The following is an 11,673-nucleotide window of genomic DNA, read 5'->3' on the forward strand; positions in this document are numbered from 1 at the left end:
TTACTCAGCGCGTAAAGCCAACATTCGCGATGAGTACCCGCAGGAGAAACTATGAACCGCTATGCCTTTGTTCGATTCAATTATTCGAAACCCTTCAACAAAGTTCTGTGATCGTGGACGCCGTGGAGAAACCCACGGCCATGCCAGTGGAAGCAAAGTTGTCCAATGGTTATTGGGTGGATATCACCACAAACTCGACCGTCCAGGTGGGATGGAAGGGTACCACCACCAATTACGTCGATTGGGAATTCAGTGAACCCTCCTATCAAGAACTCGAAAAGGATGTGGCGCAGGAAGCGCTGGAGCTTCTGTCTGCAGCAGGGCAATGGTTGATGCTCAATTCGCTGCATTACAAGGTGGACATTGGTGTCGCCACGCCTGAAGAACAAGCGCTGTTGCTCGCTTACAAACAGTACTGCGTGGGTCTCAGCGACATGAAGAAACAATCCGGCTATCCGTCCAACGTCAACTGGCCGGTAGCTCCTTTCTGATTCGGTCATTACCGTTACACCCTCTATAGAGAGTGCATTACTGAAAAGCCCGGCCCGACGCCGGGCTTTTTGGAATGCCTACCTCAAGAGAACTCGATTGATTCCAACACACATCACTCACCCAATACTTCCGGAGGCGTGAAATGACAAACGAGCAACAAGCGTTGGCAGACATGCCTATCTGGCTGGTCATCCTCCTTGCCGTCGTCGGCGGGGTGTCCGGCGAAATGTGGCGCGCCGACAAGGAGGGCGCTCGTGGCTGGCCGCTGTTACGGCGTCTGGCCCTGCGCTCCGGCGCCTGCATGATCTGTGGCGTGTCGGCGATCATGCTGCTGTATGCCGCCGGCATGTCGATCTGGGCTGCCGGCGCGTTCGGTTGCCTCACCGCAATGGCCGGGGCCGACGTGGCCATCGGTCTGTACGAGCGCTGGGCGGCCAAGCGCATCGGCGTCTGCGAAGTCCCGCCGCGCGATTCGCCGACCGATCCATGATTCCCGCAAAGAGAAACGCTGAATATGAATGACGAAGATCTGGCCGCAATCAATCGATTGGTTGCGGCGCTGCAAATCCAGTCCGACAGTCAGACGGCATTGAGTGCCTCCATTCGATTGTTGGCGCAAAGCAATCAGGCACTGGTCGATTTGATAAAGAGCCGAGAACCGGATCCCAACGCACCGCCCTATCTGGACGGTACACCTGCACCCTGACTGAACGCCGCTCGCAACGCCGAGACAGGTCCATCCGAGTAATACCCTCAACCCCGCTATTGCGGGTTTTTTGTTCAATGGAGAACGCCAGATGTCGATTCTTACCCAAGGTACTCAAATTTTCGCCCTTGTTCCGCCAGCCGCAGGCACCGGCCCTTACACCGTACTGGAAATCGAGCACGCTACTTCGTTCGATCCGGGCGGTGCCCCTGCAGAACAGATTGAAGACACCAGTCTCAACGCTGAAGAGCGCACCTATAAAAAAGGTCTGCGCACACCTGGTACCGCCAGCCTCGGCCTCAACGCCGACCCGACCAACGCCAGCCATATCCGTCTGCATCAATTGTCGGAAGCCGACGGTGATACCGGCATCAAATGGGTTGTGGGCTGGTCTGACGGCAAAGGTGTTGCGCCAACGGTGAATGCTCAGGGCAATGACTTCGAATTGCCAGCCACCCGTACCTGGTTCGCCTTCGACGGTTATGTGTCGGACTTCCCGTTCAACTTTGCACTCAATGCCGTCGTCACCACTACCGTCACTATTCAGCGTACCGGTGGGTCCGCCTGGATCAAGAAAGCCTGAGATCAGCCATGAACCTCAAACAACTGAAAGCCAAGGGCGGCATCGTCGACGGTCAGCCGATCAAAAAAGAAGTGAGTTGGACTCATCTCGATAGTCAATCGGGCAAGGAAGTCACTGACACTTTCACGTTGCACATTCGCCGACAGTCGTTCGGCGTGATTGAGCGACTGTTCGCCCAAGGTGAAAACGAACAGAGCCGGAACGCGAGTTACATTGCGGCGTCGGTCTCGTTGGGAGCCGAAGGCGCGGAAGCACTTTCCTACGACGACGCCTATAACCTCGAACCTTCGTTAGGGTTTCTGTTGCTCAACGCAGTCAATGAGGTGAATGGCACAGGCGGTAGCGCAGTAAAAAACTGACTGCCGCCGATGAGTTCTGGCACGAATTGGTGCTGAACGGAGTCGGCGGCCGCACGATTGCCGAAGCCAAGGAACGTATGACCTACCAGGAAGCCCTGGCATGGGGTCGATACATTGATCGATATGGATCGCTTCATACCGGTAGGCGGCTGGAAGCGGGTAGCGCAATGGTTGCGCTACAGACTCACCGGCTGGGCGGCGGTCTGGCGGAACTGCTGGACTTCATGCCTCATGAGCAGCGTCAGGGGCTTTCCCTCGAGCGTGCGATTGAGCAATGGCAATAGCCAGAAATTTATATGACCCGTTTCGGCGGGTTTTTTCATAGCCCGGAGAAACGCACATGGCAGTTACTTCCTCTGCAGGTTTGACGCCGAACCTCGACGGCCTTGAACAAGCCTGGACTCAGGCGTCACGTATCACCGAACAAAAGCTGCGTCAGATGCAAAAGCAGATCGAGGATGCCGCAAAGAAAATCGGCGTAACGCTGCATGCGTCGGCCAACTCGATTGCGCAAGCGAACATCGCTACTTACGTCGACGTTCAGGAGCAAGCCAGTCAGCAAGTCAACTATTCAAACGACTTCGACAAGTTGCGGCGCGATGGCTCGCTGGCTGCCGCACTCGTTGGAATGGGCTCACGAGAAAGTGATCGTGCGAAAGCGTTGAGTGAAATCGACCAGAAATATGCAGTCTCGCGAAAAGCGCTGGATACTCCTGTGTCTGGAGGTGTTGCGCCTCAAGACAGCGCCGACTACGGCACTCGACTGGCGGCGTTGAAGTCCGAGCACGACTCAATGACTCTTCAGGTTCAAAGCAACTATGAGTCGATGACCGAGGCTCAGGGCAATTGGATCAACGGGGCCACTTCGGCCTGGGATGATTACCTGACCAGCTCCAACAATGTTGCAGCTAAATCCAAGGCAGTGTTTACCAATGCGTTCAACACCATGGGCGATGCGGTTTCGACATTTGCGCTGACAGGCAAGTTTTCGTTTTCCGATTTTGCCAAATCGGTGCTTGGAGACATGGCCAAGCTGGCCGCTCAAACAGCGATGTCCAAAGGTCTGAGTTCGTTGTTCGGTCTGGTCGGAACGGCGGCGACGTCGCTGTTTGGTGGTGGCAGCGCACCTGGGGTGACGACCGCCAGAGTAGGGGCGGACACCACCATCTTCAACCCGGCTTTATCGCTTGGGTCGGATTTCAGATACACCGGATTCGCCAAGGGTGGTGCCTTTACAAGCGGCGTTGCTACGGGGCCGATCCTGGCGCCGATGGCCATGTTTGGCGAAGCAGGACCGGAAGCCATCATGCCGCTCAGCCGCGGTTCCGATGGTTCCCTCGGCGTGCAAGTGCAGGGTGGTGCGCTGGGCAGTACCAGCAGCCATCAAGTGGTGATTCAGCAAACAATCAATGTGGGTGACAGTTCAGGTGGTGGCGCAGCGGGCGACATTAATTCGCAAACCGTCGCCAAGGCCTACGCCGGTGCAGCCAAACAGGGCGCCGCCGAACAGATTGCTCGTGACCTTAAACCGGGTGGGCAGATCTGGTCCGCCATCAACGGCCGCTGACGATCAGCGGCTGCAATCACTCACGCCCGGAGAAAACATGAGCACGGAAACATTCAGCTGGCTTCCAAAAGTAGAGCCTGTCGGCAATGTCGAGTTTCGCCTCAAGTCGGCGAAGTTTGGTGACGGCTATCAACAAGTGGCCGCAGACGGTATCAACAACAAATCACAATCCTGGCCGTTGACCTTCGTCGGTGACGAGGCGCGGATCAAATCCATTGTGCAGTTTCTTGATCGTCATGCTGGAGCCGCGCCTTTTTACTGGGCGGCACCGCTGAGCGAGCCGGCCCTCTATCGCTGCAAAGGTTATCAACCGACTCCGATGGGAGCAGGTCTCTTCACTTTGGTAGCCACCTTTGAGCAGGCATTTCACCCGTAAATCGGGATACGCCTGACGCGAAAACCACCCTGCCTTGTGCGGGGTTTTCTTTGCCCGGAGATTCAAATGTCCATTACTGCAGATATCCAGGCGCTGGAACCGGGCGCCTGGGTCGAGCTGTTTGAACTCGATGCCACCAGCCTCGGCGCCGAGCTATACCGCTTCCACGGCTATCCACAGCAAGCCTCGATCTTCTGGCAAGGCCTCGAGTATTCACCATGGCCCATTCAGGCCGAAGGCTTTGAAATGACCGGGCAGGCCACACAGCCGACTCCATCGCTTTCGGTCGGTAACGTCGGTGGTTTTATCACTGCTCTGGTGTTGTATTTCGATGATCTGGTCGGGGCGCGGCTGATCCGTCATCGCACGTTGGGCAAGTACCTCGATGGTCAGCCTGAAGCCGATCCCGAAGAAGAACTGCCTCCAGATGTCTGGTACATCGAGCGCAAGGTCAGTGAAGACAGTGAAGTGGTGAAGTTCGAACTCGCCAGTGCACTGGACTTCAATGGCGTACAACTGCCGCGTCGACAAATCGTTGCCAATGTCTGCTGGTGGCTCAGTTGTGGCGGTTATCGCGGTCCGTACTGCGGCTACAACGGCGGTCCTGTGGCGGATGCCAATGACGTGATCGTCAGCGATGCGGCCAAGGACAAGTGCGGTGGACGCCTGAGCAGCTGCAAGCTGCGTTTTGGCGAAAACAATCCACTGCCATACGGCTCGTTTCCGGCCGCAGGTCTGATTCGGAGCTGATCATGAACAAGACCACGCTGGCCGCCATCGAGCGTCATGCCATTGCGCAGTATCCCGACGAATGCTGCGGTTTGCTGATTCGCGACGGACGCAGACAACGTTATGTGCCGTGCCGCAATACTGCGACGACGCCCAGTGAGCACTTTCGTCTGGCACCACAAGACTACGCAGCGGCCGAGGAGTGCGGCGAGATCATCGCCGTCGTTCACAGCCATCCTGATTATCCCGCGACGGCCAGTGAGGCAGACCGGGTCTCTTGTGAAGCCTCTGGGTTACCGTGGCACATTCTCGAAGTGCGCAAGGATGATGAAGGGCAAGTTCACAAGGGTGAACTGGTCACCATCACACCCAGTGGATATCTGGCGCCCTTGATTGGGCGCGCATTCGTCCACGGTGTACATGATTGCCTGAGCATCATTCTTGACTATTACCGAAGGGAAATGGGTATCGAACTCGGTGACTATGACCGCGAGGACGGCTGGTGGGACAAGGGCGCAAATCTCTATCTGGAGAACCTGCCCGCCGCTGGTTTTGAACAGGTCAGCCAATTGCAGCAGGGCGATATCGTGCTGATGCAAATTCGTTCGCCGGTGCCCAACCATGCCGCCATTTATCTTGAAGATGGCGTACTCAAGACTGATCCCGATCGCTTCCCCGCGCCGGGTTCAATCCTGCATCACCTTTATGGGCGAGACAGCCGGCGCGATACCTATGGCGGATACTGGACAGAAGTGACAGTGAGCTGTTGGCGGCATCAATCGAAAATTTCGCATCACCAGCCCCCTGACTCAATGACTGAAACCTGACTGGAGGTCTTCTCCTGGAGCTGTGAAATGCATCAGCAAAAACTTAGGACTATTCGCCTTTATGGCACCTTGGGTGCCAGCTTTGGTCGCGTGCACCGGCTGGCTGTGAACAACGCCGCGGAAGCCATTCATGCCTTGTGCATTCTCGTTCCGGGATTTGAGCGCTTTCTGATGGAGTCCAGGGACCGGGGGCTTACGTACTCTGTTTTCCTGGGGCGCGACAACATTGGCCATGACCGGCTCAAAGCGCCAAGTGGCACGATGGATATTCGTATTGCGCCAGTGGTTATTGGCAGCAAGCGAGCGGGCTCATTGCAGACGGTTGTCGGGGTCGTATTGATCGCCGCAGCAACATTTTTCACCGGTGGTTTTGCAGGCATTGCCGCTGGCGGTACCTGGGGCGCAGTGGGGTCTGTAGGGATATCCATGGTGATTGGTGGCGTCATGCAGATGCTTTCTCCACAAGCCAAAGGCCTGGGCACCCAGGACGGTCCTGCCAACCGAGCCAGCTACAGTTTCAACGGCCCCACCAATACCAGTGCTCAAGGCAACCCTGTGGGTCTGCTTTACGGCCAGGCCATTGTCGGCAGCGCAGTGATCAGTGCCGGGATCTACGCGCAGGATCAACTGTAGCGAGCGGCTTTTTCACTGCCGGAGAAAACTATGGCAATGCAAACAGATCAACAAAAAATTCAGACGGTCCTGTTATCCGGATCCCTTGCACGATTGTTTGGGCGCAAGCATCGCGTGACAACTTCCGGCGGGTTTCGGGATGTCATGGGCTACTTCAAGCAATTCCCCGGTTTCGAAAGGTATATGAACGAAAGCGCTGGCAAAGGGCTCCGGTTTGCGCTGTTCAATGGTCGAGAAAATCTTTCGCAAGATGAACTGGGTAAGCCAACCGGCAAAGAGGTGCTGCGAATTGTGCCAGTCATCGCAGGGTCAAAGCGCGCAGGCTCACTGCAGACCATTGTCGGCAGCGTGATGATTGCCGCCGCTTTCGTTCTGTCATTTACGCCATTCGCCGGTGCTTCACCTTTTCTGTACCAAATGGGAACCGCCATGGTGATCGGTGGCGTTTTGCAAATGCTGTCCCCCCAAGCCAAAGGCCTGGGGGCTCAGGACAGCCCCGCCAATCGCGCCAGTTACAGCTTCAACGGCCCGGTCAACACCAGCGCCCAAGGTAACCCGGTCGGTCTGCTGTATGGCCAGTTGGTCGTCGGCAGTTCCGTGATCAGCGCTGGTATCTACGCGCAGGATCAACTCTAGCGTTCGATCTTTTATTGACGTCCACCCAACCCGCCCTGTGCGGGTTTTATTTCGCCTGAAGGAAAGCCATGACTGACCTCATTCTCGCTGGCAGCAAAGGTGGCGGCGCCAAGCCGCGCCCCTCCGTGGAGGCGCCAGACAGCCTGCAAAGCACGGCTTACGCTCGTATCCTCGATCTCGTCAGCGAAGGCGAGATTGTCGGTCTGAAAAATGATTCCCGCTCGGTGTTTCTGGATGAAACACCGCTGGCCAACGACGACGGCAGCCTGAACTTCAATGGTGTCACGCTGGATGTTCGTACCGGTAGCCAGGATCAGGCACATATCCCCGGTTTTCCCGCGGTGGAAAACGAGACGGTCGCAGCGGTCGAGCTGCGTAGTGATCAACCGTGGACCAAGGCCTTTACCAACCTGCAACTGTCGGCTGTGCGGATTCGTCTGGCGGTGGCGCGACTGGCGCAGACCAATACCAGCAACGGCGACACTAACGGTTATACAGTCAAATACGCGATTGATCTGGCCACCGATGGCGGTGCCTTCGTCGAGGTACTGGCGTCCGCGTTCAGTGGCAAAACCACCACCAAGTACGAGCGATCGCACCGCATCGATCTGCCTGCGGCCAAAAGCGGTTGGACCGTGCGAGTACGCCGTTTGACCCCTAACTCCACCAGCGGCGCCATTGCCGACACCACCAGTGTCGAATCGAGTACGGAGGTAATTGACGCCAAGCTGCGCTATCCCGGCTCGGCGATCATCGGTTTGCAATTCGACGCCTCCCAGTTCCAGTCGATACCGTCGCGTTCCTTTGAATTGCTGGGACGGATCATTCGGGTGCCGAGCAACTACGACCCGCAGAGCCGCACGTACAACGGCATTTGGGACGGTACGTTCAAATCGGCCTGGACCGACAACCCGGCGTGGATTTACTACGACCTGCTGCTGCATCCGCGTTATGGCCTGGGCCATTTGCTCAATGCCGGTCAGGTCGATAAATGGGAGCTGTACCGCATCGGTCAGTATTGCGATCAGCCTGTCTCCGACGGTAAGGGCGGGACTGAACCGCGCTTCACCTGCAACCTGTATCTGTCGGTGCGTGCCGATGCCCTGAAGGTTTTGCAGGATCTGGCCACCACGTTTCGTGGCATGTCGTATTGGGGGGCGGGTTCGGTCATGGCGGTGGCCGACATGCCGGAAGACCCGGTGTACACCTACTCCAACGGCAACGTCATTGGCGGCAAGTTCGTCTATGGCGGGTCGGCGAAAAAGACCCGTTTCAGCGTGGCGCTGGTCAGTTGGAATGATCCGACGGACTTCTACCGGCAGAAGGTTCAATACGTCGATGATGCTGAGGGTGTCGCTCGCTATGGTGTACAGCAGACTGAGATCACCGCTACCGGTTGCACGTCTCAGGCCCAGGCCCAGCGCATCGGTAAATGGGCACTGCTGACCAATCGCCTGGAAACTGAAAGTGTCACTTTCTCCGTCGGTCTGGACGGGACGCTCGCGCGTCCGGGACAAATTATCCGCGTGGCTGACAACGACCGTGCCGGCAGACGGATTGGTGGCCGCCTGCGTAGTGCAACACTCGATACGCTGACCCTGGATGCCCACGTGACCGCCGAAGCTGGCGATACGCTCACCCTGGTCATGCCGACCGGTAAAGCCGTTTCCCGCGTGATCAAGTCAGTGAGCATCAGCGACCAGGCTCAACGTGTGATCCTGGCTCAGCCCTTGAGCGAGTTGCCACCGGCGCAGTCGATGTGGGCCATTGATTCCGCTTCCCTGGCCGCACAGCAATTTCGCGTGTTGTCGATTGCTGAAGACTTCACCGACACTGAAATCAAGTACAGCATCAGTGCAGTCAAACATGTGCCGAGCAAGTACGGCGCGATCGACAACGGCTCCCGTATCGAACGCCCCCCTGTCACGGTCATACCGCCAGGCGTTCAGGCGCCACCGACTTCAGTCACGATCAGTAATAACCACTTCGTCGATCAGGGCAGTGCAGTCGGTGTGATGACCATCGAGTGGGCGCGCCCGGCCAACGCCATTGCATATGAAGTTTACTGGCGCAAGAACGACAGCGAATGGGTGTTTGCCGGTCGAACCGGTGGTTCGTCGATGGAGGTACGCGGCATTTATGCCGGGCGTTACGTGGCCAAAGTGCGAGCCATCAACGCGCTGGACATCGGTTCGATCTATGCGACTTCGGTGGAAACGCAACTGTCCGGGAAAACCACGCCACCGCCTTCAGTGACTTTCCTCAAGGCTGACAGCCTGCTGTTCGGTATCGGCCTGAAATGGGAGTTTCCCGAGGGCGCCGAGGACACACAGCGAACAGAGGTCTGGTATGGGCCGACGCCAAACATTGAGACGGCTACCAAGCTGACGGATCTGGCGTATCCGCAAAGTGATTACACGATGCAGAGCCTGCTGGCAGGCACGTCGTTCTTCTTCTGGGCGAGACTGGTTGACCGCACGGGCAATATCGGGCCTTGGTATCCGACCGGTAATGGCGTGCAGGGGCAGGCCAGTTCGGAGGCTGGACCGATTCTTGACCTGCTCGCTGGCAAAGTTTCGCAGACGGAATTGGGCAAAGACCTGCTCACCGAGATCGAGAAAATTCCGGGATTGCAGAATCAGATTGATTCGCTGGATGAAGCTTACGACTCGGCCAAGACCTATGCGAAATACGCAATTGTTCGTTTTGGCGATCGTCTGTATCAGGCCAAAGGGCCAGTACCGATCAACCTGCCGCCACCGAATGCCGAGTATTGGGTCGATGTAGGGCAAACGGTCGAGACTGCCACTGGACTGGTTCAACAAGTCGAGACCAACACCGCCGATATCAGCAAGATCGATGGCACGGTAACGGCTCAAGCCGCGGCATTCCAGGCGTTACGAGCATCCTCCCGGGACGACAACGGGGAAGGTGAACTGGCAGATGCTCTCAAAGGGTGGACCAGTACGGCAGCCATCGCTACGGAAAGCAGTGTCCGGGCTTCGCAGAACGAAGCCACTGCCCAACGCGTTTCTACACTGGAAACAAGCATTGGAGATAACGCGGCAAGTATCCAGTCGCTCGAGAAGGTTGTAACAACCAATAGCTCGGCCACGGCGACGAAGCTTGAACAGTTGAACGTGTCCGTTGGGCAAAACACTGCAGCCGTTCAGCAAGCCTCAAGTGCCATTGCCGATACCAATGGCAAGTTATCGACGATGTGGTCGGTGAAGATGGATACGACGGCGGGTGGCCAAAAATATGCTGCGTCGTTTGGTTTGGGGCTGCAGGTCGATCCTTCTGGCGTTTCGTCACAATTTGTCGTGCGCGCCGATACGTTTATGTTATTGAATCTGGCCAACGGAAAACCGGTATCGCCTTTTACCGTGACCGGCGGTCAAACCTTTATTAATGATGCCTTTATCCAAAATGGCTCGATTAATATGTTGAAAATTGGCGATAGCTTGCAGTCGGATAATTATTATCCGGGGACATCTGGGTGGAGGCTGACCAAATCCGGTGGCTTTGAAATAAACAGCAGCGTAGTCGGGCAGGGACGAGTCATCATGACTAACAGGTCGCTACGGGTGTTTGATGCCAATAATGTCAAGCGCGTACAACTTGGAGATCTGAGTGAATGAGCTTCGGGATGACGGTATTTGATGCCAATGGTGTACAAACGTTGGGTATGGAAGATTTTACGATTGAAAAGCTGGCGCAGATGAACTTGCCCGCCGCGCGCAAGATGGGAAATGGCATCAGGTCTGATTATATTGTGATGGACGTTCCAGGGTATAACCCGGCTACTTGTTTTGTTGTGATTACACCGCGGGTTTATGCTGGGTATAGTCAACCAGGTTATCCGGATATGTGGGGGTATGTACCTACCTATAAGGACCTGGGTGGGACACAGATCGGTATTTTTACATACGTGAACAGGCGGCGACCTACCGGCTATCACAATAACTACGTTGACGAGTGGACCGAGCATACAGTCGAGTGCGTGGTCGAAGTCGTGAGGGTTTTGTAATGGCGGATTACGGACTTTCAGTGACGAATACGTATGGCGCTGTTGTTATCTCCAGCACCTATAAAGTGATGGTGTTTTCCGAGCGTGGCAGTTTCAGAATACAGTCCAGGTATACCGATCGCGAAGGCAGCGGCGCTGTTGCGTTCGTGAAACCGATCCTGACACAGGAGGCTCCACAAGTTTTTTTCAGACATGTAAATGGGTTTCATACATCTCTCGGTGTTTATATAACCATGTTGGGAGGACCCGGGAACTGGACGGGTTTTCTGGTGACATCAGCAGTGCGTAATGGGAGTAATTTACAGAACTATTTGATGGAGTATGTCATCTGTAAGTTTTCCGATCAGCCCAGTCCGCAACGGTATGGCATGAATATCTTTGATGCCCAAGGCCAAATCGTATTTTCTTCCGAAGACAGAGTTGTTCGCTATCACAAGTTTGCCAAGTCATGGTCTCTGGTAGTAGGTGACTATGTAGATACATACAAAAGCAACCTTGTCATCGAAGCGGATGATTTCGTGTGTGTTTCGAGTATTGATCGTGGTGTCACGTGGTTTGCTGATGGTTTTGGTTTTGTAGGTATGAGCTTGCTGGATAACAATGTTCCTGTACTGAATATTACCGCACAAAGGGCGGGCGGCGGATACTGGTATTACCAAGGCACAAATGGAACTTGCTTCGGAATCCCGGTGTGCAAGTTTCCATCGTCTAGATATTACAACTAGCCAACTGAGG

Annotated in this window: 15 protein-coding genes; all 15 read left to right on the forward strand. The window is 55.7% G+C overall.

Annotation, left to right across the window (positions count from 1 at the left end; genetic code table 11):
* Positions 1-140 precede the first annotated feature (140 nt).
* The 15 genes from CCX46_RS05935 (at position 141) to CCX46_RS06005 (ending at position 11,663) form a co-directional block, all read left to right on the forward strand.
* Positions 141-491, forward strand: coding sequence for a tail fiber assembly protein (locus tag CCX46_RS05935; RefSeq protein ID WP_177413849.1), 351 nt, complete (start codon positions 141-143; stop codon positions 489-491).
* A 143-nt stretch (positions 492-634) separates the two neighbouring features.
* Positions 635-982, forward strand: a complete 348-nt coding sequence (locus tag CCX46_RS05940) for a phage holin family protein (RefSeq protein WP_127926031.1) — start codon at positions 635-637, stop codon at positions 980-982.
* 24 nt (positions 983-1,006) lie between these two features.
* Positions 1,007-1,198, forward strand: coding sequence for a hypothetical protein (locus CCX46_RS05945; protein WP_127926032.1), 192 nt, complete (start codon positions 1,007-1,009; stop codon positions 1,196-1,198).
* Between the two features lie 91 nt (positions 1,199-1,289).
* Positions 1,290-1,781, forward strand: a complete 492-nt coding sequence (locus tag CCX46_RS05950; RefSeq protein WP_127926033.1) for a phage tail tube protein — start codon at positions 1,290-1,292, stop codon at positions 1,779-1,781.
* An 8-nt stretch (positions 1,782-1,789) separates the two neighbouring features.
* Entirely contained in the window at positions 1,790-2,140 is a 351-nt protein-coding gene (locus CCX46_RS05955) for a phage tail assembly chaperone family protein, TAC (RefSeq protein WP_127926034.1), read from the forward strand.
* Between the two features lie 29 nt (positions 2,141-2,169).
* Positions 2,170-2,424, forward strand: coding sequence for a hypothetical protein (locus tag CCX46_RS05960; RefSeq protein ID WP_127926035.1), 255 nt, complete (start codon positions 2,170-2,172; stop codon positions 2,422-2,424).
* 56 nt (positions 2,425-2,480) lie between these two features.
* A complete protein-coding gene (locus CCX46_RS05965) occupies positions 2,481-3,707 on the forward strand; it encodes a phage tail tape measure protein (RefSeq protein ID WP_127926036.1) in 1,227 nt (408 codons plus the stop codon).
* Positions 3,708-3,744: 37 nt separating this feature from the next.
* Positions 3,745-4,083, forward strand: coding sequence for a phage tail protein (locus tag CCX46_RS05970; protein ID WP_127926037.1), 339 nt, complete (start codon positions 3,745-3,747; stop codon positions 4,081-4,083).
* 66 nt (positions 4,084-4,149) lie between these two features.
* The gene (locus tag CCX46_RS05975; protein WP_127926038.1) at positions 4,150-4,833 is read left to right on the forward strand and encodes a phage minor tail protein L; all 684 of its coding nucleotides are present in this window, start codon (positions 4,150-4,152) and stop codon (positions 4,831-4,833) included.
* A gap of 2 nt (positions 4,834-4,835) precedes the next feature.
* Positions 4,836-5,639, forward strand: a complete 804-nt coding sequence (locus CCX46_RS05980; protein WP_127926039.1) for a C40 family peptidase — start codon at positions 4,836-4,838, stop codon at positions 5,637-5,639.
* A 27-nt stretch (positions 5,640-5,666) separates the two neighbouring features.
* Positions 5,667-6,272, forward strand: a complete 606-nt coding sequence (locus tag CCX46_RS05985; protein WP_127926040.1) for a tail assembly protein — start codon at positions 5,667-5,669, stop codon at positions 6,270-6,272.
* Between the two features lie 30 nt (positions 6,273-6,302).
* Entirely contained in the window at positions 6,303-6,908 is a 606-nt protein-coding gene (locus tag CCX46_RS05990) for a tail assembly protein (RefSeq protein WP_127926041.1), read from the forward strand.
* A gap of 68 nt (positions 6,909-6,976) precedes the next feature.
* Positions 6,977-10,549, forward strand: a complete 3,573-nt coding sequence (locus CCX46_RS05995) for a host specificity protein J (protein WP_127926042.1) — start codon at positions 6,977-6,979, stop codon at positions 10,547-10,549.
* A gap of 8 nt (positions 10,550-10,557) precedes the next feature.
* Positions 10,558-10,938, forward strand: coding sequence for a hypothetical protein (locus CCX46_RS06000; protein ID WP_224794564.1), 381 nt, complete (start codon positions 10,558-10,560; stop codon positions 10,936-10,938).
* Positions 10,938-11,663, forward strand: a complete 726-nt coding sequence (locus tag CCX46_RS06005) for a hypothetical protein (RefSeq protein WP_127926044.1) — start codon at positions 10,938-10,940, stop codon at positions 11,661-11,663. Before CCX46_RS06000 ends, CCX46_RS06005 begins: the two co-directional genes overlap by 1 nt.
* Positions 11,664-11,673: the final 10 nt, after the last annotated feature.

Source organism: Pseudomonas sp. RU47, assembly GCF_004011755.1.
Lineage (GTDB): Bacteria > Pseudomonadota > Gammaproteobacteria > Pseudomonadales > Pseudomonadaceae > Aquipseudomonas.

What these genes read in the sequence shown, in the direction of transcription:
- CCX46_RS05995 (WP_127926042.1), top strand. Translation starts at nt 6,977, where the DNA reads ATGACTGACCTCATTCTCGCTGGCAGCAAAGGTGGCGGCGCCAAGCCG.
- CCX46_RS05970 (WP_127926037.1), top strand. Translation starts at nt 3,745, where the DNA reads ATGAGCACGGAAACATTCAGCTGGCTTCCAAAAGTAGAGCCTGTCGGC.
- CCX46_RS05955 (WP_127926034.1), top strand. Translation starts at nt 1,790, where the DNA reads ATGAACCTCAAACAACTGAAAGCCAAGGGCGGCATCGTCGACGGTCAG.
- CCX46_RS05940 (WP_127926031.1), top strand. Translation starts at nt 635, where the DNA reads ATGACAAACGAGCAACAAGCGTTGGCAGACATGCCTATCTGGCTGGTC.
- CCX46_RS05965 (WP_127926036.1), top strand. Translation starts at nt 2,481, where the DNA reads ATGGCAGTTACTTCCTCTGCAGGTTTGACGCCGAACCTCGACGGCCTT.
- CCX46_RS05975 (WP_127926038.1), top strand. Translation starts at nt 4,150, where the DNA reads ATGTCCATTACTGCAGATATCCAGGCGCTGGAACCGGGCGCCTGGGTC.
- CCX46_RS06000 (WP_224794564.1), top strand. Translation starts at nt 10,558, where the DNA reads ATGACGGTATTTGATGCCAATGGTGTACAAACGTTGGGTATGGAAGAT.
- CCX46_RS05985 (WP_127926040.1), top strand. Translation starts at nt 5,667, where the DNA reads ATGCATCAGCAAAAACTTAGGACTATTCGCCTTTATGGCACCTTGGGT.
- CCX46_RS06005 (WP_127926044.1), top strand. Translation starts at nt 10,938, where the DNA reads ATGGCGGATTACGGACTTTCAGTGACGAATACGTATGGCGCTGTTGTT.
- CCX46_RS05935 (WP_177413849.1), top strand. Translation starts at nt 141, where the DNA reads ATGCCAGTGGAAGCAAAGTTGTCCAATGGTTATTGGGTGGATATCACC.
- CCX46_RS05950 (WP_127926033.1), top strand. Translation starts at nt 1,290, where the DNA reads ATGTCGATTCTTACCCAAGGTACTCAAATTTTCGCCCTTGTTCCGCCA.
- CCX46_RS05990 (WP_127926041.1), top strand. Translation starts at nt 6,303, where the DNA reads ATGGCAATGCAAACAGATCAACAAAAAATTCAGACGGTCCTGTTATCC.
- CCX46_RS05945 (WP_127926032.1), top strand. Translation starts at nt 1,007, where the DNA reads ATGAATGACGAAGATCTGGCCGCAATCAATCGATTGGTTGCGGCGCTG.
- CCX46_RS05980 (WP_127926039.1), top strand. Translation starts at nt 4,836, where the DNA reads ATGAACAAGACCACGCTGGCCGCCATCGAGCGTCATGCCATTGCGCAG.